At 61.6% G+C, this 22,978-nt stretch carries 18 protein-coding genes and 2 pseudogenes; 9 read left to right on the forward strand and 11 right to left on the reverse strand.

The window, feature by feature from the left end; genetic code table 11:
• Positions 1-30: 30 nt before the first annotated feature.
• Together QA648_RS35715 and QA648_RS35720 are read right to left on the reverse strand one after the other, a co-directional pair.
• Positions 31-1,128 carry an IS1595 family transposase gene (locus QA648_RS35715; RefSeq protein WP_283055045.1) on the reverse strand — a complete coding sequence of 366 codons (1,098 nt, stop codon included), beginning with the start codon at positions 1,126-1,128 and terminating at the stop codon, positions 31-33.
• A 2-nt stretch (positions 1,129-1,130) separates the two neighbouring features.
• Positions 1,131-1,478: a hypothetical protein gene (locus QA648_RS35720; protein ID WP_283055046.1), complete on the reverse strand. Its 348-nt coding sequence runs from the start codon at positions 1,476-1,478 to the stop codon at positions 1,131-1,133.
• Positions 1,479-1,939: 461 nt separating this feature from the next.
• Between QA648_RS35720 and QA648_RS35725 the strand changes: the two genes are divergently transcribed.
• The 4 genes from QA648_RS35725 to QA648_RS35740 all read left to right on the forward strand — a co-directional run bounded on the left by QA648_RS35725 (position 1,940) and on the right by QA648_RS35740 (position 3,456).
• On the forward strand, positions 1,940-2,188 hold the full coding sequence (locus tag QA648_RS35725; protein ID WP_283055047.1) for a hypothetical protein: 249 nt from the start codon (positions 1,940-1,942) through the stop codon (positions 2,186-2,188).
• Positions 2,189-2,247: 59 nt separating this feature from the next.
• A complete protein-coding gene (locus QA648_RS35730) occupies positions 2,248-2,418 on the forward strand; it encodes a hypothetical protein (protein WP_283055048.1) in 171 nt (56 codons plus the stop codon).
• A 6-nt stretch (positions 2,419-2,424) separates the two neighbouring features.
• Entirely contained in the window at positions 2,425-3,015 is a 591-nt protein-coding gene (locus QA648_RS35735; RefSeq protein WP_283055049.1) for a zeta toxin family protein, read from the forward strand.
• Positions 3,016-3,240: 225 nt separating this feature from the next.
• Positions 3,241-3,456, forward strand: a complete 216-nt coding sequence (locus QA648_RS35740) for a hypothetical protein (protein ID WP_283055050.1) — start codon at positions 3,241-3,243, stop codon at positions 3,454-3,456.
• Positions 3,457-3,459: 3 nt separating this feature from the next.
• Here QA648_RS35740 and xopAD read toward each other — a convergent pair whose 3' ends face one another.
• Both xopAD and QA648_RS35750 read right to left on the reverse strand, forming a co-directional pair.
• Positions 3,460-11,178: a XopAD/skwp family type III secretion system effector gene (gene xopAD / locus QA648_RS35745; protein ID WP_283055051.1), complete on the reverse strand. Its 7,719-nt coding sequence runs from the start codon at positions 11,176-11,178 to the stop codon at positions 3,460-3,462.
• Between the two features lie 186 nt (positions 11,179-11,364).
• Positions 11,365-11,529: pseudogene (locus QA648_RS35750) on the reverse strand (IS5/IS1182 family transposase); the annotation flags it as partial.
• A 171-nt stretch (positions 11,530-11,700) separates the two neighbouring features.
• On the opposite strand from QA648_RS35750, the pseudogene QA648_RS35755 reads away from it, so the two are divergent.
• The 4 genes and pseudogenes from QA648_RS35755 to QA648_RS35770 form a co-directional block, all read left to right on the forward strand.
• Positions 11,701-11,894, forward strand: a pseudogene (locus QA648_RS35755) (IS66 family transposase); the annotation flags it as partial.
• Positions 11,895-12,243: 349 nt separating this feature from the next.
• A complete protein-coding gene (locus QA648_RS35760) occupies positions 12,244-12,579 on the forward strand; it encodes a hypothetical protein (protein WP_283055052.1) in 336 nt (111 codons plus the stop codon).
• A 261-nt stretch (positions 12,580-12,840) separates the two neighbouring features.
• Positions 12,841-13,857, forward strand: coding sequence for an IS110 family transposase (locus QA648_RS35765; protein WP_283055075.1), 1,017 nt, complete (start codon positions 12,841-12,843; stop codon positions 13,855-13,857).
• 611 nt (positions 13,858-14,468) lie between these two features.
• Positions 14,469-14,915 carry a transposase gene (locus QA648_RS35770; protein ID WP_283055053.1) on the forward strand — a complete coding sequence of 149 codons (447 nt, stop codon included), beginning with the start codon at positions 14,469-14,471 and terminating at the stop codon, positions 14,913-14,915.
• A 110-nt stretch (positions 14,916-15,025) separates the two neighbouring features.
• Here the strand turns inward: QA648_RS35770 and istB are convergent, their stop codons facing one another.
• Entirely contained in the window at positions 15,026-15,763 is a 738-nt protein-coding gene (gene istB, locus QA648_RS35775) for an IS21-like element helper ATPase IstB (protein WP_104825865.1), read from the reverse strand.
• 12 nt (positions 15,764-15,775) lie between these two features.
• A complete protein-coding gene (istA, locus tag QA648_RS35780; protein WP_283047244.1) occupies positions 15,776-17,305 on the reverse strand; it encodes an IS21 family transposase in 1,530 nt (509 codons plus the stop codon).
• Between the two features lie 187 nt (positions 17,306-17,492).
• On the opposite strand from istA, the gene QA648_RS35785 reads away from it, so the two are divergent.
• Entirely contained in the window at positions 17,493-17,702 is a 210-nt protein-coding gene (locus tag QA648_RS35785; protein WP_283055076.1) for a transposase, read from the forward strand.
• A gap of 133 nt (positions 17,703-17,835) precedes the next feature.
• Here QA648_RS35785 and QA648_RS35790 read toward each other — a convergent pair whose 3' ends face one another.
• The 5 genes from QA648_RS35790 to QA648_RS35810 all read right to left on the reverse strand — a co-directional run bounded on the left by QA648_RS35790 (position 17,836) and on the right by QA648_RS35810 (position 22,807).
• Positions 17,836-19,218 (reverse strand): shikimate kinase, encoded by a 1,383-nt coding sequence (locus tag QA648_RS35790; RefSeq protein ID WP_283055054.1) that lies wholly within the window; start codon positions 19,216-19,218, stop codon positions 17,836-17,838.
• On the reverse strand, positions 19,173-19,565 hold the full coding sequence (locus QA648_RS35795; protein WP_283055055.1) for a hypothetical protein: 393 nt from the start codon (positions 19,563-19,565) through the stop codon (positions 19,173-19,175). Before QA648_RS35795 ends, QA648_RS35790 begins: the two co-directional genes overlap by 46 nt.
• Positions 19,519-20,235 (reverse strand): hypothetical protein, encoded by a 717-nt coding sequence (locus QA648_RS35800; protein WP_283055056.1) that lies wholly within the window; start codon positions 20,233-20,235, stop codon positions 19,519-19,521. Before QA648_RS35800 ends, QA648_RS35795 begins: the two co-directional genes overlap by 47 nt.
• Positions 20,201-20,560: a hypothetical protein gene (locus QA648_RS35805; protein ID WP_283055057.1), complete on the reverse strand. Its 360-nt coding sequence runs from the start codon at positions 20,558-20,560 to the stop codon at positions 20,201-20,203. The genes QA648_RS35800 and QA648_RS35805 overlap by 35 nt, the downstream gene beginning before the upstream one ends.
• Before the next feature lie 198 nt (positions 20,561-20,758).
• The gene (locus QA648_RS35810; protein WP_283055058.1) at positions 20,759-22,807 is read right to left on the reverse strand and encodes a hypothetical protein; all 2,049 of its coding nucleotides are present in this window, start codon (positions 22,805-22,807) and stop codon (positions 20,759-20,761) included.
• Between the last annotated feature and the right edge of the window lie 171 nt (positions 22,808-22,978).

Raw genomic sequence — 22,978 nt, forward strand, 5'->3', positions numbered from 1 at the left:
TATGTTCTCTTTTTTCAATATGGGCCTTTATCAACCAAAGGCAGCTACGGCCGATTTGATAATGATGCCGCCGTCCGGGCTTCTGTGCATCTGGCGACCGGCGGTAGCGCGGAACACTTGCAATAACTGCAGTGCGGGAGGCACCCGCGACCAAAGGGTTTTCATACTTTCCCTGCCATTTCGGCTTTTTCGCATAGCCTGGCCGGTTACGACACGTTGGGACCAGCGGAAGCCTATCTCATGGCAATACAAATCGGCGAGTTCCGGGCTGATGTGATGAAAGACACCTGCAATGGTTCGGCGGACCCGAGCATTGAACCCTTCAACTGAATTGACGTGGACGGTATCACGGACATATTCGCGGCTGGAGTGGTTGACCGTCTCGTGTGCGGCAAAGCTCTCGCCAATAGCCATGAATGCCTTTGCCTCGTCACTCATCAAATGTGCCTGAAGCTCGACTTGTGGTGCAATCGCGCCTACGGCAGCACGCAATGAAAGGCCGGTAACGACAGCGGCGCGAACATCGCCCGCAGCGGAACCCGGGGTGACATCTGCTGGTCGCTGAACAGTCGCCACGACCGGCGTCTTCTGCGTTTTTACTTGCCCTTTGCGGCCTCTTCCGAGCGATGGATCATCGGGATGCTTTCGTGGCCTGCCACCGAGATAGAAATGGTCAATCTCTACCGTGCCGTCGAGGATGTGCTCGCGCGCCACCATGAGACGCAGAGCATGACCGATCCGCCAGGCCGTGGGTTGGCTTACACCGAGCGTCTCGGCGAGACGAACCGAGGACAAGCCTTTGTCCGATTGCAACAATAGCCACATCGCCTTGAGCCATACGCGCAAGGGAAGTTTCGTGGCGTGCAAGGGCGTATGCGTTGTCACCGTGAACTGGAAACGGCAATCACCGCTGGAGCATTGATAGAGACCCGGCCGCGCACGGCGCTTGCCAGTATCGCGGCCAGCTATCGCGATCGAGCGTTTGTAACCACAGGCGGGGCAGATCCTGCCATTCGGCCATACCATGCTTTCGAGCAAACGACGGCAATGCTCCTCGTCCCGGAACGCGGCGACCATGTCGTCAACCGTCCGAATATTGGAAAGCGTTGCCAGCATCATTTCAGACATAATTACCTCCTTCGGGACTGACCGAAGAATCGCATGGAAAGCACGACTTCACAACAAATTTGCTGTCTTTGGTTGATAAAGGCCTCAATATGAGTCAAGAACGTTTTTTTGATGGCACCGAGCAGTTCGTCGATTTCGCCTAACGTGATCAGGCCAAGCATATGATGATCAGCCAGGTCGACGAGAGCTGCTGCAACTTCCCGCTCGCCCCAGCCGGCATTGACCGCTTTGCTGACAAGTTCGGCAAAGGACAGATACATCGCGTACTGGCACCAGAGGTGCCGATCGGGATCAGAATAGCGCAGGCGGCGATCTATAGCCACGATCAGAGGAAGGCAGGAGCCGACCACGGCGAGAAGTCAGGGCTGCCGGATGACGTGGTTGCCGAGCTCATGCCGGATCCGATCATGGTCTCGTCCGGGAGCTGCATGAGGCAGAGGAAGGCTCCGAGGATAGGAAGAAGCTGTCGGAGATCGTGCGCAAGCTGGCGGCTGAGGCGAATACCGTCCTATTCCGAATGTCTGCGAACAGGGCCGCAGCTCAACTGCCTCCGGATGCTTTGGAGGACATGGACCTCGCCCAGGACCAGGAGATCGAGGGCGTTGAGTCAGTCGATACGCTGATCGGCCTACAGGGAAAAAAGAACCCCGTCGGATGAACAGCGGGGTCTGCGCTCAGAGATAGGAAAGGGGGATGCCGAGTGGCTTTGTCCGAAGACATAGGCCGTCTCCCGCGACCCGTTGATATCCAGTGTTGCCGTCGGCCGAGAATGATGCAAGAGCTTGCGCTATATCAAAATCGGAGGAAATTCATGCTACCGCGCATCATCGACGACATCGACAATGAGATTGCAGGCAGAACAAGCGACGAACTCGGCATCAAGTTTTCCATAGATCTCTTCAACGCCTTGGTGCGTATAGGAAAGATCAAGATGAAGACGTTCACACTCTCCGGAACAAAACTATTTCCCGCGGAGCTCCCGGCCTACAATGGCGAGTTTTTCGCTTCCGTGGATCTCGCGTTGGAAGGCCTTGAATTTCGGGTCGGCGTCCCGAAGTAACGGGCGAATTTGCCGTTTCCCCGCAATCAGGGTAACATCGGCGACACAGGAGAATCGAGATGCTGCTACAGAAACTTCGTGAGAACTATGACACCCTGATGCAGATCGGGGTCGAGGCTCGTGAAACTGGCCGGAAGATCGGCTTGGAGCCGAGCTGCGCAGATCCCGAGCAGGCTTCGAAGAAAATCGAAGAGCCTGAAGTCGTCGTTCGCAAAGTGATGACGCGATAATCCTCCATGCCGGAAATCACATGCACGATTTTGGCAGGGCCGAACGGTTCCGGTAAGACCTCGGCATTCGGGAAGCTCAATCTCGAAGGCGAATATATCAACGCAGACGAGATAGCGGGGACACTGACATCTGGTGGCTCGAAGAGCATCGAAAGGCAGGCGGCCGAGCTCGCCCTGCAGCGCATCGCAGAAAAGATCTCCAAGCGTTCCTTCATCTTCGAGACGACACTGAGCAGCCAGCAGTCGATCAGGCTGATGCGCGATGCCAAGGCGGCCGGGTTCAAGGTCGATCTCTATTACGTCATCCTGGATACGGTCGAACGGAGCATCGAGCGCGTGAAGTTTCGTGTCGCTCTTGGCGGTCACGACGTCCCTGAGGATGCTATCCGGCGTCGATACAAGGGATCGCTCCGACATCTGCCGCAAGCTATTGCCCTGACAGATGAAGCGGTCATCGCGGACAATTCGGAGATCCGGCCGCGCATAGTTTTCCAGATCAACAACGGCTACGTTTTCCACACCAGCCAGATCCCCGGTAATCCTCTCCACGAATTGCTGACCGAGAAGGTGCAGCAGTCACTGCACCTGCGCGGGTGAAGCAAAAGGGCTGCCTCCGGCAGACAGCCCTTTTTGTCGCGCAACGGTCTCGACGCAATCGAGGTTTCACTGCCTCTGGAGAGGCTGGCCTTGGAAATCATTAGGCGGCGGGTTGGATCTCCGCGTTATCAACTATTGCTGTCGGCGGTGAAGGATGCAAGGCCGCCGAAGGCCATTCCCTCGTCAGGAAACCTGATGCTATGGTTGTGGAAACGGGGGGTATGCATGTTCTGGAAGAAGAAGCAGGATCAGAGAGCGACGGAGCCCGTCGTGGCGGCCGAGTCGATCAAGCCAGCGCCAAAATCGAAACAGGAGGAGCTTGAGGATGCCGCGGAGAAGTTGACGGCATCACTGCGCTCTTATGCCGACGCGTCCTATGCAGCCCAGAAACCTGCTCCCGATGAGGTGGCCACATTTAAACAACGGGACAACGCCGCCTAGAGTTTATCGACCTCGACTTGAGCGTTCTCTGCTTCTCGTGGAAGACGCTAAATCCGCTCGTGCGTTACTGCCGGCTAGCAAAGGCTGCGGGGCGGCGGTGAGGGAGTCGGGGGGCGGCGGCCGTTCCGCTTCACTCAATGGTGCCGCCGGCGCCTGGATGGTTTCAACGACGCCGCCCCCGCAATCGTAGCCGTTGTGATGATCATTGTGCATGCGGCGCGCGGTGGGTGGCATGCTGATGGCGGTGCCGGAAGCACCGGAGACATCCGATATCTCGGCAGCGGGCAGGGCGGCTTCTCTGTCGCGGCACAGGAAAGCGTAGAGTTTCTCCACGCAAGCGCGAGCTTTTTTCTTGTCTTTTTGAAAGGGCGGGGCCAAGGCCAACCTGATATCGGCTTTTTGGTAGAGCGGACTGCGCTCTTCGTACAGCTGTTCAACCTTCTGCTCGACGTCGGGGCCTTGCAGCAGCGGCCGGGTGGTGTCGCTCTTGAGGCGCCTGCAGAGCTCTTTCAGGTCGGTGTCGAGCCAGATCGACGTCGCCTTATTAAGGATCAGGGCTCGATTGGACTCCTTGCCAAAGCCGCCGCCGCCGGTTGCGATGACGATGGGCCCTCTCTCCAGCTGCTTGGCGAGCTCTTTGGTCTCCAGGTCCCTGAAGTAGGCCTCGCCGCGGCCAGGGTCGGCGAACATCTCCATCAGATTGCCGTGCTCGGCGACGATACGCTCATCGGTGTCGACAAACTCCACCCCTAACTCCTTGGCAAGCTGGGTGCCGATGGTCGACTTGCCGCTCGCCGGCATGCCGACGAGCACGACCGGCCGCGTGCCCAGGGCCGCGAGGATTTCGCCGGCTTGCGGCGAGCGAGCGACCGCAGCCTGTTTTCTTGCGACGGTGCGCGACCTGGAGGTCCCTGCCACCCTCGAACCGCTTTCTCCTGACGAGCTAAAGTGTAATATCTCGAGGGCCCAATCGTCGATCTCCTCACACGCCGGCGGCAAAGCCACGCGACTGAAGGCCTCCTGCGCCGCCTGCAGTTCCCACTGATCAGCCAGTGGAGCGCCTTTCATCTGCAGCGCATGGTTGCGCTTGTATAGATCATGGAATTGCTCCTTAAGCGCGAAGGTCTGCGGTGTATGGAACTGGATTTCCCAGAGCGCGCCTTTGGGACTGCGCAACGTGACGTTGACTGCCTTGAATGCCTGCCTCTGCTTCGTAAACGTGTTGGTCAACTTGACGCGCACATGCCCCTGATCGTCCAGCGAGGCCAGCACGCCACGCAGGCCGACGGTGAAGTCCTGCGGATTCAGTGCCACGCTGTAGCGCAGCGCGTCGTTTACGCCGGCCGTCGCTTCTTCCAGGGTCTGCTTTTTCAAAGCCATCTGCTGCTTGAGCTTTTCCATCAGCGAGCCGTGCGACTTCAGTTGATGCTGTGTTCCCACCAGTCGCCCACCATAGGGCTCCGCCGCACGATTCAGCATGTCGGTGACCACGGGCTCCATATCGCGGGCGCGTGTCAGCAGGGATTTGGCGTTAAGCGTGATGTCCTCGGTCCTTACGTCGCGCAGGCGCTCGGCCGGTGGCGGTGGCGGATCGATCAGGCGCGCCTGCTGCAGCGCGTGCAGCGCATCCTGCATCACACCCGCGGCCATTGTGGGCATGTGCTGCAGGAACCCCTTGGTCTGCTCAGCATCAAATCTCCCATCGTGCATGGCCCGGGCTGTCGCCTTGCTGTACGGCACCACGCGCACCCGCTCGGCGAACCCCCGCTCGGATCGTTCGCACGCCTCCACGATCTTGGCAAACAGCGCCGTGCCGGTGTCGGATTTCAGCGCATCGGTGCCTACCTTGATCGCAATGGTGAAAAGGTTGCGCATGGTCAGTTCCGGCTCGTCGGGGATGAACCCCGGTTGTCCGGCAGGGAATTGCGCATGTGAGAGCCTGCACACAGGGTAGTTGTCGAGGATGGCGTGGATACGTGCCTCAGCAGAAGGCGCAGCAACGTACGCCTTGGCGAGGTTCGGGAAGGCCTCCGCCAGCGCATCGGGCAGCTGCGGCACGTCAGCGGAGGACACCTGGTGGTCAAGGTGAAGCAGTTGCGCGTGCAGGAGTTGGGCGGCTTCACGTGCCTCAGGCATGTGGGCGCGTTCAATCGCATCGCGCGCATCGGCGCGTAGTTTCGCCAACACTTGTGGATCGCGGGCGTCACCTTCGAGTACCTCACGCAAGCCGGTGCGCAGATCGCGCTCAATGCCATCGTAGGTGCCGAACATCATGTTGCGCGCCATCGCCTCGCGTAATTGGTCGGGTTGCGCCATGAAGCGCGCCGCCAGGGTGCTGGCAGCGCCCATGATCTGACCGCCAAGCTGCAGCGACATGATCTCGGACAGCCGCCCGGCCTTGTAATGACCGGTCTCACGATCAATGGCCGGCGTGGCCGTCTTCGGTGGCTTGAAGGACTGCGGCTGGCCGCGCCTGTCCTCGCGATCGGCCATCTCGCGCGCGATCAGCGCCGCCAGCCTGGGGTAGCCCGCGTACACGAACGCGTCGTCGCCGTCGGTATCCATGTTGCGCTTGCGCAGCTCCGCAATCGGCAGTGCGCTCATGCGCCCGGGCTCCACAATGTCCTTTAGCCGCAAGCTGCCGGTGCTGAGCATGTCACGCGGCACGGCGCTGCGGTCGCGCCCGGCCGTCCAGCACGACAGCGTCTTGAGGTCCTCCTTGGAGCAGACCAGGTCCGTGTTCACAAAATCGGCCGGCCAGTTCTTCTCCGGCACCACGATAAGCATGCCCTTGCTGTGCAGCATCTGGGCATCGTCGCCCGATCGGTCGTCGAATCCGGTGTAGCTGTACTGAATGCCGAAGGATTGCGAGAGGAACTCGGCGGTGGCGTCGCCCTTCGCCACGGTCGCCACGCGTTCCTCTGGCACCGGTAGCAGATTCTCTTTGTCGTAGGGTGGCTTGCCAATCAGCAAGGGGCCGCCTGCGGCGTCGAAGGCCTGGCTGCGCTCGCGCGGCAGATGCACCTTGTCGTCGGCGGAGGGCACCGCCCGGACTCGCTGGCCCTGGTAGCCGCCACTGGTGGCCAGCTCGAATAGCGTGAGTTGGCTGAGCTCTGGCGGCAGCGCCTCAAGCCGGTGCCGCATCGCCTCATGCGCCTCCTGCAGCGCCGCCTCGTCGCGCGAGAAGTGCTGTAGCGCCTGCGGTGCCAGCCGTGTGGGACCCTTGTCGTTTGCCAGAAGGTCACGCTGCTCTTGGCTGGCCTGGCCAGCCTGCACTGCTTGCCAAGCATCATAGTGCTTGCGGAAGGCGGGGATGCACAAGGCTACCTCTAATTTCAAAAAGCCGCAGCCATCGTTGGGGCACAGCGCCAGGGGGCGTCCGTCCACTGCCAAGGGTTTGAACGGGTGTGCAGGACCGCTGACGTCTTCAAAGAATCCCAGACGCAGTGTGCCCTCAATAACGTGATCGCTCGGCACCATCTCCAGTAGTGAACGCTGCATGCGCGACCAGTCTTCGCGCTGCGGGGCAAGCTTGGCGACGAGCGTCATCAAGCTACTGCCCGGCGCGGTGTCGGCATAGCGGATTGCCGGCAGCAGCGACGGCGCCGCGGATGTGCCGGACAACAGCTGGGCGGGGCGGCTCATGTTGCCGCGCGTGGCGCGGCTGCCGCCGAACAAGTCGAAGCGCCAGGGCTCACCCTGATAGTTGAACGTACGCGCGAGCATGAACGTCGAAATCGCCCCGGGCAGCTGGACCTCCACCAGCGGCAGACCCGTCAGCCGTGCAAACAGCGAGTACTGCTGGTTTGTCTCAGTCGCATTGTTCGATACCTCCTTGCCCCGCAAGTCGACCACAACATGGGTCGTGCTGCCGTTGGCCGGCACACCAGGCTGGCCGGGAGCCGAGCGCATGCTCAAGCGCCCAACGTCCAGGTCGAAGCTGGTCGGTGGGTGGGCCTGCGTAATCGTCGGCGCCTCCTTCGCCATGCGCAGATCCAGGGCGTCAAACGTCTGGTCATCGGCCTCGATCTGCGCGATCAGGTTCCAGCTCATCTCGCCGAGGTCCGCCTCGATGGCCTCGCGCGTACGCTCCAGCGTCCGGTCCACCCATGTCGCCAGTTGGTCGCGGCGCTGGCGCAGTTCCTGGCGAGTGCCTTCGACGTGGCGCGGCTTCCATTGCCGGGACACCATGCTGTAGGCCTTGAGTACCTGGAAAAAGGTCAGTGCCGGGCATCGCGTTGCGTGCTGATCAATGTCGGTCGAAGACTGCGAATCGCCGCCGGTCAGGTACAAGTCGATCTTGCGCTCGACGATAGGCTGCAACGTGTTGAACACCCGTAATGCGTGGCCCCGATGGCGAGAGTTCAGCTCCGGACTGCGAATTAACGGCAACAGTCCCATGCATAGGCTGCCGATACCCTCGAGGTTGGTCTCACGTAATCTGTCGTCCCCCATAAGCACCGAAACCCGCTCCAGCGCGGGCCGTGCCAGCGGACGCATCTGGCGATGAAGCCGCGCCGCTGCAAGGGCCTTGAAGAGCATCCCAATCTCCAGGACCGAGGCGGACTCAAAACGCTCGCGGTGCAACTCCAGGTGCCCGGCTATCGCCTGCAGCTTGGCGCCACCCAAGGTCTGGAGCTGTTCCTCGTCAAGGTGCAGCAGGCGGGACATCGCGTTGGCCACCATGGCGATCCCACGCATCTCGAACTGCTGCCATGGAAGTTCGGCCAAGCCTGCGCGCTCTGCGAGCAACAGCCCTGCTGTTTGGCACGCCGGCCTTCCGAGACATCTGCTAAGCGCATTGAGCGACATGCCCACGTGTTGCGCATCCATGGCTTGTCGCAGATCGTGATCTTTAGCCAGCCGCCCGGCCAGCGCATCGACGGCCTCCGCACAGACCGCCGTGTCGGGCCATTTGCTCAGGGCGTTGAGCGCGTTGGCGACGCCTTGCGGGTCCAGGGCCTTGCGCAACCCGGGCTCGTCGGCCAGCCGCCCGGCCAGCGCACCGGCGGCCTCCGCACAGACCGCCGTGTCGGGCCATTTGCTCAGGGCGTTGAGCGCGTTGGCGACGCCTTGCGGGTTGAGGGCCTTGCGCAACCCGGGCTCGTCGGCCAGCCGCCCGGCCAGCGCACCGGCGGCCTCCGCACAGACCGCCGTGTCGGGCCATTTGCTCAGGGCGTTGAGCGCGTTGGCGACGCCTTGCGGGTTGAGGGCCTTGCGCAACCCGGGCTCGTCGGCCAGCCGCCCGGCCAGCGCACCGGCGGCCTCCGCACAGACCGCCGTGTCGGGCCATTTGCTCAGGGCGTTGAGCGCGTTGGTGACTTGTTGCGGGTCCAGGGCCTTGCGCAACCCGGGCTCGTCGGCCAGCCGCCCGGCCAGCGCACCGGCGGCCTCCGCACAGACCGCCGTGTCGGGCCATTTGCTCAGGGCGTTGAGCGCGTTGGCCACGCCTTGCGGGTCCAGGGCCTTGCGCAACCCGGGCTCGTCGGCCAGCCGCCCGGCCAGCGCATCGACGGCCTCCGTACAGACCGCCGTGTCGGGCCATTTGCTCAGGGCGTTGAGCGCGGTGGCGACTTGTTGCGGGTCCAGGGCCTTGCGCAACCCGGGCTCGTCGGCCAGCCGCCCGGCCAGCGCACCGGCGGCCTCCGCACAGACCGCCGTGTCGGGCCATTTGCTCAGGGCGTTGAGCGCGTTGGCGACGCCTTGCGGGTCCAGGGCCTTGCGCAACCCGGGCTCGTCGGCCAGCCGCCCGGCCAGCGCACCGGCGGCCTCCGCACAGACCGCCGTGTCGGGCCATTTGCTCAGGGCGTTGAGCGCGTTGGCGACGCCTTGCGGGTCCAGGGCCTTGCGCAACCCGGGCTCGTCGGCCAGCCGCCCGGCCAGCGCACCGGCGGCCTCCGCACAGACCGCCGTGTCGGGCCATTTGCTCAGGGCGTTGAGCGCGTTGGCGACTTGTTGCGGGTCCAGGGCCTTGCGCAACCCGGGCTCGTCGGCCAGCCGCCCGGCCAGCGCACCGGCGGCCTCCGCACAGACCGCCGTGTCGGGCCATTTGCTCAGGGCGTTGAGCGCGTTGGTGACTTGTTGCGGGTCCAGGGCCTTGCGCAACCCGGGCTCGTCGGCCAGCCGCCCGGCCAGCGCACCGGCGGCCTTCTCGCAGTTCGCACGTCCGGGCCATTTGCTCAGGGCGTTGAGCGCATTGGCCACGCCTTGCGCGTTGAGGGCGTTGCGCAACCCGGGCTCGTCGGCCAGCCGCCCGGCCAGCGCACCGGCGGCCTCCGCACAGACCGCCGTGTCGGGCCATTTGCTCAGGGCGTTGAGCGCATTGGCCACGCCTTGCGCGTTGAGGGTGTTGCGCAACCCGGGCTCGTCGGCCAGCCGCCCGGCCAGCGCACCGGCGGCCTCCGCACAGACCGCCGTGTCGGGCCATTTGCTCAGGGCGTTGAGCGCCGTGGCGACGCTCTGCGCATCCATCGCATGACGCAGGCGGCTGTCGCTGGCGAGAAACGCGGCGAGCGAGTGCGCCATGGACTGGCAGTCCGGGTTATCGAACCACTTGCTGAAGGCATTGAGTGCCAGGCCGATGTCCCGCGCGTTCAGAGACTGCCGGGCCTGGTCGTCACGTTGCAGGTAACGTGCCAAACGAGCCACCGCGCGTTTACACCTACCACTGTTGATGTTCTTGGCGAAGGCGTTCAGGAGTAGGGCTGACGGGGTGCCACTCAGCCCCGATAGATCATCGGCCTGCTCGAGCTGTCTGGCGATCCACGCGATTGCATCCATGCACGCTTGCTGGTTCGGGTGCTTGCTCAGCTTGTTGCCCACATGAGCCAGCTGCTTCAGCGATGCACCTTCGAACCACCCGGTCTCGCAGAGATACTGCGCCGCGAGCTCGGTGCAACGATCGAGATCGCGGTGCGTTATGCCTGCCCCCTTGGCCCGCCTTGCATTGGCAATCATCTGAAGGTACTTGTCGAGCCGCTGTGCGTTGGTTTGCGCGTTGACGCTCCCTTCCAGGAAGGGCAACGCCAGCCCGCCAGTGATGCGACGCGCCAGCTCGTTGTCCCGTGCCATGGACACGCACAGGCCGGCGTTATGGTTCTGAGCTATTTGGCTGGACGCACTCAATTGTTGCTGATACAGTTCTCGCTCTGCCTGCAGCCGCTTTTTTGCCGCCGAGTCGAGCTGATGTTCGGTCGGGCGCAGATCCGCCACCGTCAACTCCAAGCGATGCATCGGCCGCTTTCGCTGCCTGTACGGCTCTTCCCGCGGTCGTTTTCCTGCGGTCCGGTCGGACTGTTGTTCGGTCAGGCGACCTGCCGTCGCCTCCAGACCATGCGTTGGTCGTTGTGGCCCACGATGCGACGACGATACGCTGCCGTCAGCGGGCATTCTGTCCGGGCGCCGCTCGGGCGCGGTACCGCGTCGTTCGGTGGGATCATCGCGCCGGTGCGAGTGGGTGACCGCGTGTTGCCGAACGTGACTGTCCCATGCGCCTTCGCTGGCTACGGTTCGCGCATTCACAGACAAGGGTTGGCCGCGTCGTGTCGACGTCCCAGGTTCATCCGGCTCTATCCGCCGCCGTTTGGCCGGCGGCCGTCCAAGTGATTGATGGTTGCCCCTGGTGCTGGCTGCTGCCTGATCCTCTGTTGGCCTGGGCTGTTCCTCTTGAGAGTGAGGCAAGTTTGTAAGCAACGAGTTTGGATTGTCGTTAGAGGTTTTCATGCCTGAACTTTAGTCAATCCGCCTGCCAGCGGCCGGCTCGATACGAAGCCTTGAATCGCCCAGCTTTTGGCCCGTGCGCACCAAATTCACGATCTCCTGCTCTTGGGCGCCTTGAGCTTGGGGCGGCGCCCACCAATGCGGCCATCCTTTCGTGCGGCGCCCAGACCATATTTTGTGCGTTCACGCAAGGGCATTCACCACCTCTCGCAAATCCGTGGTCCGCGGGCGGCCCAAGCGGCGCGGCATTGGCAGGAAAGGCTGAACCAGACCCCATTCCCGATCCGTCATATCGCTTGCGTAGCGTGCCGTTCGCCGGGCATATTGCCGACGGGTGATTTTGGTCCAGGCCATCGTGTTCTCCATCGAATCTCGCAAATCCGAAGGAATCATAACCTGTTGAAATCACCCACCTCTTTTTGAGGCAGCCTCTTAGATGTTCACACAGAAGGCTTGCATTGTGAAAATACTATTTGGCGTACGGTACCAGGTAAACCGATATTGCGTTTCGTTTGTCATGGCCGTATGCGCGATTTGGCGCTTCTGACGGCGAATGCTGCCGAGAACGCCGCGCTGCGGGCTGAGAGAGCCCCCTTGAGCAGCGTGTCTTCAAGCTCGAAAAAGAACTGGCGCCTGCACAACTGCATCGTTTTGCGCCACGCAGCGAAAAGCATATGGATCGTGTCTTCAATGAAGCCGAGAACGCCGCTCTCGAGGCAGTTTTAACTTCGCCAAATCCACTTCCGCATAAGCCGCTGCGGGCGCCACAATCCACACTGCGTCAAGGCGCAGCGAAATGAGCGCTTAGTGCGGCTGCAAAGCCGATGAAAGATAGTTGATGAAAGTTCAATACGGAGAAGAAGTGGCGAATCACTCTGACCCGAGTCATGCGGGGCACATCGCGAGGTGTGCGTCGAAGCGTTGACAGCGGAAACCGGCAGGCCGGCCATTGAGCCGCGAAATGATCAATTCGGGATGCCGACGCTGTTAAGCGAAGCGGAAGGCAACACGGTGCATGGCGTCAATCGCAAGCCATGCCCCGATCCCGCGCGGTCGAAGACCCTGTGCATGCCGGGAAGTCTTTCATACGGAAGCAACGAGATCTCATCAGTGTCCAGTACAAATGGACTGGACGGGACTGGGAAGGTCGTTGACCACAATCCAGTCATCGACGCTGATGAGAGGTCGGATACGCCCATAGTACCGGGGAAGTTGCCGAACAAGGGAGATGATCCTGCGGAGGCAATGGAGGGAAGGGGTGTAATCGGAGGGAACGTCGTCGAAACTCCAGCGTGCCGGACGCAGAGCCGGGTCAAACACGCTTCGATGGGTATCGAAGGCGTACGGGAAGCCGCCAAGCGGAACCCGAAGATGCGTTTCACGGCGCTGATGCACATGGGGTAATCGCGGCGCGATCGTCCCAGCTCAATTTATAAGATCATGGCTGGCGTGGGTGGTTGCCCCCGATAAGATGGAAATACGGGCTCTCGATTGGCACCGGGCCCAAACACCAAATGGAGGCAACCATGGACCAATATATAGGGCTCGACGTTTCGTTGAAAGATGGAGTGGTTGCCGCCCTCCCCAGACGGCATCGCAATGTGCCAGGATAGTGGTGTTTACAGCCACTGAGCGGAAAGGACGGCAACCGTGACGAAAGATACAATGATCGGGGTGGATTTGGCAAAGACGGCTTTTCAGCTTCATGGTGCGTCGATGACTGGGGAGCTGAAGTTCCGGAAGAAATTGTCACGGGGGAGTTTTGCCAAATTTATGGCCGAGCAGCCTCCAGCGGTGGTCGTGATGGAAGCCTGTGGCAGCGCGCATTACTGGGCCCGCGAGATGAGCAGGTATGGCCACGAGGTGAAGTTGATCGCCCCGCATTACGTCAAGCCTTTTGTAAAGCGTCAGAAGAACGATGCGGCAGATGCCGAAGCGATCGTAATCGCGGCTCAGAGACCTGAAATGCGCTTCGTAGATCCAAAGTCTGCCGAGCAACAAAGCAGGGCAATTTTGTTTCGCGCTCGAGAGCGCCTTGTGCATCAGCGCACAGAACTGGCCAACGCACTCAGGGGCTGCCTCTATGAATATGGCTATGTTATTGCGCAGGGAATGCATCAGTTGAAACGCGTTGATGAGATCCTCAATGACCCAAATAGCGACTTGCCAAATTTGATGCGCGAGGAGTGTCGCGACCTGATGGACCAGATTGCCGAGAAGACGGTCCGCATCGATGCACGAACAGTGAAGATCAAGGCGCTGGCGGCTGAAGCCGACACAGCGCGGCGACTACAAACAATTCCAGGTGTCGGCCCGTTGACCTCCCTGGCTGTTGAGGCCTTTGCCCCGCCCATGGAGAGCTTTCGGTGCGGGCGCGACTTTGCCGCATGGCTAGGTCTTGTTCCGCGCCAATTCTCCTCCGGTGGAAAAGAGCGGCTCGGACGCATTTCTAAGGCGGGCCAAGCTGATATCCGCCGACTCCTAATCATTGGCGCGATGTCGCGCCTAACCTGGCTGACCCGCAAAGCGATCATTGAAGGCTCATGGCTCGCGCGCATTGCCGCGCGAAAGCCACGAATGCTTGTTGCGATAGCATTGGCCAACAAAATGGCGCGTACGATTTGGGCCGTGCTCACGAAAAATGAGGATTATCGAGTTCCGACACAGGCAGCCGTTGCATGATCGATATGCCACTGCTGCTTGGTTTCGGATAAAGAGGGAGTAAGAAGGCGACGACCCGAATGGGCAAAATGATCGAACAGATCTGGATCAGGAAAACCAGTGTAGTATCTTGAGCATCTGAGCTCGTTTGAAAGAGTTGGGCCTTATCCGCAGATCACCATACCGGCCAGCGGCTTTTGACATGCCGCATTTAAAGGCCTGACAGAAGACCGCACTCGATCACTCGCATATTTGGGTTAGAAACTTCTTGCCCCACGGGCGGCAACCACAGAAGATACTACGGGCGGTCCGCAAGGCGTGATCTCGTCCGGCGTGGTCGTCTACGTTGAACCCCGCACCCTGCCTGCACCAAAATTGCGAAAGAACCCTTGATTGTTGCCGCCTAGATGCCGTAATGGGCCGGCGCTTCGGAGAATGTAGCCAGGATGGTGGCTGTCCCTCAGAATGACGATGTTGAAACGGGGTCCGAACAAGTCGGCCCCAAACATCAAGCGAGGAACAGCCATGGACTACTATGCCGGAATTGATGTTTCTTTGGAAGCAAGCAGCGTGTGTTTGGTGGATTCTGCGGGTTCTCTCGGTCGGAGCTGACGCCGGAGCGGACAGCATTTGTGCGGTTTCGAAAAGCTCTTGTCGCCCATGGCCTGGACAAGACCTTGTTTGACAAGATCACCGATCAGCTCAAGGCCAAGGCGATCCAGGTGAAGACGGGCACGCTGGTCGATGCGACGATCATCGCGTCGGCCAGCGAGGATGATGACGAGGGCCATTGGGTCAAGCACAAGGGCCGCCCGGCGGTTCATGGCTTCAAGGCCCATGTCGGTGCGGATGCCGACACCGCTCTTGTCGAGGAGATCGCCGTGACGCCCGCCAACATCAACGACGGCAAGGCTGGTCCTGATGCGCTGCCGGATAATCCCGGCGATGTCTATGCCGACAGCGCTTATCGCGGCGACCATTTTGGCAAGGCAGTGCTGGCCAAGGGCGGCACGCCCAAGATTGTCGCCACCGGCATGTGGGGACGCGACGAAGCCGAAACACAGTGCCGATTCCGATGAAGCCGCCCCTTTGTTCCGAGATGATTGCGCCCCTTGATTCCGGGATGATCTCGCCCCTTTTTAGTGGGGTCTGCAGGCGATGATTGTTGTCAGTTCATTTAGGCAGGGTGTCAAGCTTTTCGGGGCAGGTTTCGGCGTAGGCTATCGCCGCTCAATTCGATGCGATGAGCGTTGTGAACGAGGCGATCCAGTATGGCATCGGCGTAAGTCGGGTCTCCTATGACGCCATGCCATGCCGATACGGGAAGTTGGCTGGTGATGATGGTTGATCGGCGGCCGTAGCGATCTTCGAGGATTTCGAGGAGGTCGTGCCGGGCTTGTTCGTTGAGCGGTTCGAGGCCCCAGTCATCTAGGATCAGGACTTGAACATGGCCCAAAGTCCGCTGCAGCCGGGCATACCTGCCATCGCCCCGAGCGAGCGCAAGCTGGGCAAATAGCCTTGGGACACGCTGATAGAGAACGGAGCGATCGTCTCGGCAAGCCTTGTGGCCGAGAGCGCAGGCTAACCAGCTTTTTCCGACACCCGAGGGTCCGCAAATGGCCAGATTGTCATGAGCGTTGATCCAGTCGCCGCCGAGCAGCTTCATGAAGAGCGCGCGATCAAGGCCGCGCTCGCTGCGATAGTCGACATCTTCCGGGGTGGCCTGGTGGCGAAGCTTGGCAAACCTGAGGCGTGCGGCAAGCTTACGATCGTAGCGGGAACTCCACTCCCGTTCGAGCAGCAGTCCTAGCCACTCGGCGTGCGAGAGATGTTCGGCTTCGCCGTTGGTGACGAGCTCCCCGAAGGCCTTTGCCATGCCGGCCAGGCCCATGGAATTGAGTTTATCGAGTGTTGGATGCGCAAGCATTCTTCGTTCTCCTTAGTGGTAATAGCGAGGTCCGCGGATGTTTTCGTGATGGATCGGTTCATGCGAAGCCGGTCCATTGGTGGAAGCCGTTCGATCAAGATGATTGTCGAGGATGGAGCGCACCGAACCGTAGGTCCGGGCCCCGATCTCCAGTGCACGGCTGCAAGCAGCGTTCACTCTGTCGCGGCCAAAGCTTTTGTTCAGGCGGATAATTCCCATGCAGGCTCGAAAGCCCTGCTCCGGGTGCGGCCTGTCGGCGAGGATCTTCTCGCACAGCAACGCCACCTCCGGCCCGATGGAAGAGGCCTCGCGTTGAATGCGTTCGATCGTCCAGTCGGCAAAGCGGCGATGGGCTGAGGGCATGTGATCGGGAATCGTCGTGTGTTTGCCATTGCCGCTGGAGCGGCGATGGGCGGCTATTCGCTCGCCTTTGTGGAAGATCTCGATCGTATTGGCGGTGATGCGCGCCTCGACCTGCTCGCGAGCGAAGCGATAGGGAACGGAGTAATAGTGCCGCTCGATCTCGACGTGGTAATCCAGCCCGGCACGCCGGATACGCCATTCCGCAAAGACATAGCGTTCCACAGGCAATGGCCTTAAAGCGGGCCGGTCGAGCTCTTCGAACAATTGGCGGCGCGTGACGCCAACCCGGCGCAGGACACGCCTGTCGTTCAAATCATATAGCAAGTCGGCAATCGCCGCATTGACCTCGGCCAGGCTGTGGAAGGTGCGGTGGCGAAGGCGGCCCAGCAGCCAGCGCTCGACGATACGAACCGCAGCCTCTACTTTCGCCTTGTCGCGAGGACGGCGTGGCCGCGTCGGCAGGACGGCGCTGCCATAGTGGGTTGCCATCGCACAATAGGTCCGATTGACTTGGGGATCGAAGTGGCACGCCTTGATGATCGCCACCTTGGCATTGTCGGGAACCAGCAAGGCTGGCGCACCGCCGAAGAACTCCAGCGCCTGGATATGGCATTCGATCCAGTCGGGAAGCGTCTCGCTCCACCGGGCATGTGCATATGAAAGGCTCGACGCGCCCAGAACCGCCACGAACAGATGGGCTTGTCGGGTCTTGCCGGACAACCGATCGACAATCACCGTGACCGTGTCGCCGGCATAATCGACGAACAGCTTGTCGCCGGCCATATGATCCTGCCGCATCGTCACCGGCAGCTTCAGAGCCCAGCCCCGGTAGAGGTCGCAGTAGCGACTATAGCGATAACCATCCGGATGACGGCTGATGTATTCGTCCCAGAGGATCTGCAGCGTCATATGCTTGCGCTTCAGCTCGCGATGGACCTGTGCCCACTCCGGCTCAGGAGCGCGACGGTGCCCAATCTTCGTCCCGGCCGCCTTGTAAAGCGTTGCCTCCAGGACTGTATCGTTGACGTCGTCGCCGAGAGGCCACGACAGCCCGGCTACCGCCGCACGCCGTAGCGTCTCGCGCACCGTCGAGGGCGCAGTTCCAACCCGCACCGCAATCGACTTGTGCCCAAGTCCTTGCTCAAAACGATATCTCAGTATCTCGCGGACACGCCGCATCTCCAATCTCTCCGCTGGCATCCCGTTCCTTCCTCGTCAACGTCGAAGGAAGAAACTTCACACCTGCAGACCCACCCTTGCCAGACGCCTCCAAGGGGGCGGCATCATCTCGGAACAAGGGGGCGACTATTTCTCGGAATTGGGGGGCGACATCATTTCGGAATCAGGGGGCGGATTGCCTCGGAATTTGCAAACACAGGCGCGCCTTGAGGCCTGGAACCAACCAATCCACCGCATTCGTGGCCGCATCGAAAAGATCTTCGGCACCTGGAAACGAAGCTATGGTCTACGACGAATGCGATGGCGAGGGCTTGCAAAGGCAGGTGCTCAAATTCGCCTGACCGCCATCGCCTATAATATGAAACGCAGTTTGAAGATCATTACCGCAGCCGGATAGACGACAAACAGCACGCTTTGCCAGTGATCGCCGTTCCAAGCCGCGTATGCCAACGCCCGCGATACGCTTCCAATCCGAAGAAAATACAGCAAATTCAACTAGAAAGCCTACCCGCGCACAGGTCTCCTAGAGTTTATCGACCTCGACTTGAGCGTTCTCTGCTTCTCGTGGAAGACGCTAAATCCGCTCGTGCGTTACTGCCGGCTAGCAAAGGCTGCGGGGCGGCGGTGAGGGAGTCGAGGGGCGGCGGCCGTTCCGCTTCACTCAATGGTGCCGCCGGCGCCTGGATGGTTTCAACGACGCCGCCCCCGCAATCGTAGCCGTTGTGATGATCATTGTGCATGCGGCGCGCGGTGGGTGGCATGCTGATGGCGGTGCCGGAAGCACCGGAGACATCCGATATCTCGGCAGCGGGCAGGGCGGCTTCTCTGTCGCGGCACAGGAAAGCGTAGAGTTTCTCCACGCAAGCGCGAGCTTTTTTCTTGTCTTTTTGAAAGGGCGGGGCCAAGGCCAACCTGATATCGGCTTTTTGGTAGAGCGGACTGCGCTCTTCGTACAGCTGTTCAACCTTCTGCTCGACGTCGGGGCCTTGCAGCAGCGGCCGGGTGGTGTCGCTCTTGAGGCGCCTGCAGAGCTCTTTCAGGTCGGTGTCGAGCCAGATCGACGTCGCCTTATCAAGGATCAGGGCTCGATCGGACTCCTTGCCAAAGCCGCCGCCGCCGGTTGCGATGACGATGGGCCCTCTCTCCAGCTGCTTGGCGAGCTCTTTGGTCTCCAGGTCCCTGAAGTAGGCCTCGCCGCGGCCAGGGTCGGCGAACATCTCCATCAGATTGCCGTGCTCGGCGACGATACGCTCATCGGTGTCGACAAACTCCACCCCTAACTCCTTGGCAAGCTGGGTGCCGATGGTCGACTTGCCGCTCGCCGGCATGCCGACGAGCACGACCGGCCGCGTGCCCAGGGCCGCGAGGATTTCGCCGGCTTGCGGCGAGCGAGCGACCGCAATCTGTTTTCTTGCGACGGTGCGCGACCTGGAGGTCCCTGCCACCCTCGACCTGCTATCTCCTGACGAGCCCCAGTTTAATATGTCCCAGGCGCCACAGGGAATGGGGACCGGCTCGCATTCGCTCTGCTCGCGTTGCGCGCGCTCGGCCCGGTAGCTGGCCGGCGTATGGAACTCGACCTCGAAGCGATAGTTCTGCGCGGTTCTGAATGCCGTGTGAACGCCGCGTAACCGCGGCATGCCCATCCTGATGAACCAGTTGGTGGTCTCGACCTCGCTGCAGTCCCGCTCCTCGAAGGCCAGTGCCGCCTTCCTGAAGGCGCGCGTAAAAGCCTCGTCCGGGATCTCGAAAACATGGCGCACGGCGTTGGTGGCCAGTTGAGCCTTTGGAGCCGCGCTCACGCTCTGGCCAGTCAACTCGTCGGCTATCCAGAGCCCGCGCGACCGTTGGTCAAGATGAGACACCTTCACCTCGATGCCGTCCCACAGCAAAAGCTCGGCAACCTCGCGCACAGTTTCGGTAATCGCGCTTTCTTGCGCTTCGGCGGGGCGGCTTCGAGCCTGGCGCGCTCCAGGGCCTGTTCGCTGCTCAGCGCTATCATGCTGGCGTGGTCGTCGTCTGCCGAGATCGCTGAGGCGCTGGGCAGGATGCGCTGTTCGATGGCGAGTCCGATCGAGGCCTCCATGACGGAGGCCGCCAGGGTAGGATTGTCCTTCAGATCCGCCAGACTGCCATCGACGTCGAACCGGCCCTGGTGTAGCTTTGCCGCCTGCGCCTTGACATAGGACGCCGCCTTGAAGCCCGGCCTCCGCTCAAAAGCCGCTGCAATTCGGTGGCTTTTGCTTGAACGTCCGCGCACCGGTATCGGACTTGTAGGCGTCCGTGCCGACCTTGATGCCGACGATTAGCAGATTCATGGCGCTTTCATGCAGATCGTCCGGGTTGTACCCCTCGGGCCGCGGATCGATGCGCGGCCTGTAGTGGGTGAGCAGGAACTCGATGCGCTTCCTGGCGTCAGCGGTTGCCGGATAGGAATCGCGGAGTTCCGGAAAGAGCACACCGGCGTCGGCGCTGACGGCAAGCTTCGCGCCGGTTGAGGCCACGGATCCCGCCAACTGCTGCTTGACGTCCGGCTGCTCATGAGCCGGCTCGCTATTGAGCTGCAGGTTCCAGTCCTGGAGCTCGGCCACCAACAAGGCGGCCAGTTCGCAGGCTACTGGATGCCTTGCGGCCTTGCTGTCTTGCTCCGCCCTGGCGATAAGCTCGTGGAGGGTATGGCCATCCGGCCGATCTTCATGCAACAGGGCGCGGACGTCGGTCATGAGCTGATGATGGATGCCCTCGTAAGTGCCGAAGACGGCACGCTCGGCAAACCGGCGTTGCGCCTCCAACGGCTGCGCCAGCGCGTTGCGCTGCAGGCAGCTGTAGGTCTCGAGCACCAGCCCGGTGGCCGACAGGATCTGCTTGGACCGGCTGAACTGGTAGCCGCCTTTCTCAATGGCCGGCGTGTGCGACTTCGGCGGCTTCATCGAGGCGACGCCGCGCGCCTGCAACCCCCGCGTCGAACTGGCGTACGTGCTCGTAAAGGCGAGGCCGGTCGCCGATAATGACGACGCTGTCGCCGTCAAAATCGCCGTCGAGCTTTTTTTGTTCGGCGGTCGGAACCGCAACCAAAGAGCCGGGCGCGAACACCTCCGTCGCCTGCAAGATGCCGACGCACTCGAGCGCGGTGTCGGCCTTGACCCGGTCCTTTTCCTCCAGCCAGCTCGAATGGCACTTGACGTCCTCGGCAGACATCACCACCCCGCGCTCGGCGAAGTCCGCAGGCCACATTTCGTCGGGCACAACGATCAAGATTCCTTTGGCAAAAGGGTCGGATCGTCGGCGGCAAGCTCAGCCCCCGATCTGTGTGCGACGTTGAAGCTGTATTGGAAGGCCACGCACCGATCCAGGAATGCCGCAGTCGGGTGGCGCCCCGACCTGACCCGGTCGGCGGAAAACGGGCGCAGGTTGGGCTTGTCATAGGGGGAGCGCCCAACAAGCACGCCAGCGTCACGGGTCAAGGTCTTGCTCTTGCCCGCCGGCACGGCAGGCATTCGTCGCTGGACGGCACGGCGATAGCGCTCGAACCCTCGATATGCCCGCCGTGACCGTCCGGAACAGCTCCTCGGCGGTGAGGCTTTGTTGGGTTTCGAGCCAAGCCAGAGCCTTCTCGCGGGTCTCCTGTGCCACCTCGACGCTACGCGGATAATGTTGCGCGCCGTGTACCGCCGATTGCCTTTTATCGGCATAGGCAGGTATCCGCTCGGGAGCGTCGTGGCGAGCCCGGGCAATGGCGGGCATGCGCTCGGCCAGTGAGGCCCTGATGAAGCCGCAGCCGTCATGCGGCCGCAAGGCGATCTCGCCGTCTCGCCCTTCGAACCGGAAGGGATGCACTGCGCCTGCGGGGCGGTCGGGCAGAAGGGACAGTTTGAAGCACCCTTCCAGCGCATAATCATGCGGGCCAACGTCGGGGATGCCCGGCGGCGCGGCAAATCCGCGGCGCTGGGTATAGTAATAAGCTTCCTTGAACGGCGCCCAGGCCCGCGACAGCTGCTCAAAGGCAGTACCCGGAGCCGTCTCGGCATAGGGGATCGCCAACAGCTTGCTGCTTGGGGCCTCTTCGGCCGCGAAGGGCAGCTGAGAGGCAAGCTTGGTCAGGCTCTGTTGCGGCGGCTTCAATTTGCTGCCGCCGAACAGGTCCATGCGGTAGGGCACGCCCTCGACCGCGAACGTGCGTGCCAGCATGGCGGCAGTCGGAGTTCCCTTTAGCTGCACCGCCACCACCTTCACCGCGCCCGAGGTCAAGCGGTTGAAAATGGAATAGCGGAACTCGGCTTCGTTTGCCAGCGGCCGGCCTTGCATGTCGACCACCGGCAGCCGCATCAGTCCGGCATCGCCTTGCGGCGGTCTCGGCTCGTCGTCCATGGCCTGAAGGACCCGATGGACATCGAAGCTGGCGGGTTCATGCTGGGCCTGGATGATCGATGCGTTCTGCGCCATGAAGGTGTCGAGCGCTTCGAGCGGCTCCTTCGCCTCGATCTCGGCGATCACGTTCCAGGCCATATAGGAAAGGTCGGCGTCGATGAGGGGACGGGCACCGTCCAGGATCTGCCTGGTCTTGCCATGCAGCTCTTCCCGCCTGGCCTGCAAGGCGAGCTGGTCGCCGTCGACATAAGGCCGCCGGTAGAGCGTCTTCAGCACCGCCCGGGTCTTGAGCACCTGATAGATCGAAAGCGCCGGGGAGCGGCTTGCATTGGCGCCGCTGGTGCGCTCGGCCTGGCCTGCCTTGAGATGCGCCTCGATCTTATGTTCCACCACCGGCTGGATGGCGTTGAGCAGGTTCAGCGCCGACTTGCGATACCAGCGCAATACCGGCTTCGGACTGCGCGCCAATGGCAGCAGGGAGGCGCAAAGATTGCCCATCGCCTCGAGGTTGTTGTCGAGCTTAAACCTGGGAGCGGGACACAACACCTCGAGCCTGTCCAGCCCCGGCTGTGCCAGCGCACCGAAATCGTCCAACAACTGCGCCTTGCCCAACGCCTTGAATATACTCGCGACGGCATGGACATCGGCCTGTTGCAGCCGATCTTCGGCATATTGGAGGTAGTGCGCCAGCTTATGCAGCCGGTCCTTCAGCAAGGCGGGTTCGTCGACCTCGCCGGCGGTCTCTCCCTCGATACCCCGCGAGAGACCATTGGCGATCCTGACTAGCGCAGGCGTGCTGAAAGTGCTGAAGCGACGGCCCTTGGAACCGAGCTCGCGCGCGATGGCAACCATCGCCTTGCGTGCTTTTTCTTCTTCCGGCCACTTGCCGAAACCGTTCACCAGATTGGCCAATTCTTCATCCGAGAATCCGTCGAGATTGCCGGCGCGAGCAACCACCGCGCCGGCGATGGCAACCGTCGCTTCACGCGTCTTCTGCTGGTCCGGCCATCTGCTGAAGCCGTTCACCAGATCGGCCAACTCTGGATCCGAGAACCCGTCGAGATTGCCGGCGCGAGCAACCACCGCGCTGGCGATGGCAACCGTCGCTTCCCGCGTCTTCTGCTTGTCCGACATTGCGTCCGAGATGGGGTCCGGGCCTCCTTCGTGATTAGGTCGCCCTGCTTGTCCGAGCAAATCTCCGGTACTGCCCATATTCCCTCTCCGCTCCAGCCAAAACGCATCGGCTAAAGTGTGTCAACAACAGGGCGTCGCGGTGGTTTGATTGCGGTCACGCGAGCCTGCAAC

The organism is Rhizobium sp. CB3171 (assembly GCF_029714265.1).
Lineage (GTDB): Bacteria > Pseudomonadota > Alphaproteobacteria > Rhizobiales > Rhizobiaceae > Rhizobium.

Bases quoted from the DNA above. Each gene is read 5' to 3' on its own strand.
- QA648_RS35715 (WP_283055045.1), bottom strand. From the start codon at position 1,128: ATGTCTGAAATGATGCTGGCAACGCTTTCCAATATTCGGACGGTTGAC.
- QA648_RS35725 (WP_283055047.1), top strand. From the start codon at position 1,940: ATGCTACCGCGCATCATCGACGACATCGACAATGAGATTGCAGGCAGA.
- QA648_RS35730 (WP_283055048.1), top strand. From the start codon at position 2,248: ATGCTGCTACAGAAACTTCGTGAGAACTATGACACCCTGATGCAGATC.
- QA648_RS35735 (WP_283055049.1), top strand. From the start codon at position 2,425: ATGCCGGAAATCACATGCACGATTTTGGCAGGGCCGAACGGTTCCGGT.
- QA648_RS35740 (WP_283055050.1), top strand. From the start codon at position 3,241: ATGTTCTGGAAGAAGAAGCAGGATCAGAGAGCGACGGAGCCCGTCGTG.
- xopAD (WP_283055051.1), bottom strand. From the start codon at position 11,178: ATGAAAACCTCTAACGACAATCCAAACTCGTTGCTTACAAACTTGCCT.
- QA648_RS35760 (WP_283055052.1), top strand. From the start codon at position 12,244: ATGCCGGGAAGTCTTTCATACGGAAGCAACGAGATCTCATCAGTGTCC.
- QA648_RS35765 (WP_283055075.1), top strand. From the start codon at position 12,841: ATGATCGGGGTGGATTTGGCAAAGACGGCTTTTCAGCTTCATGGTGCG.
- istB (WP_104825865.1), bottom strand. From the start codon at position 15,763: ATGCTTGCGCATCCAACACTCGATAAACTCAATTCCATGGGCCTGGCC.
- istA (WP_283047244.1), bottom strand. From the start codon at position 17,305: ATGCGGCGTGTCCGCGAGATACTGAGATATCGTTTTGAGCAAGGACTT.
- QA648_RS35800 (WP_283055056.1), bottom strand. From the start codon at position 20,235: ATGAAGCCGCCGAAGTCGCACACGCCGGCCATTGAGAAAGGCGGCTAC.
- QA648_RS35810 (WP_283055058.1), bottom strand. From the start codon at position 22,807: ATGTCGGACAAGCAGAAGACGCGGGAAGCGACGGTTGCCATCGCCAGC.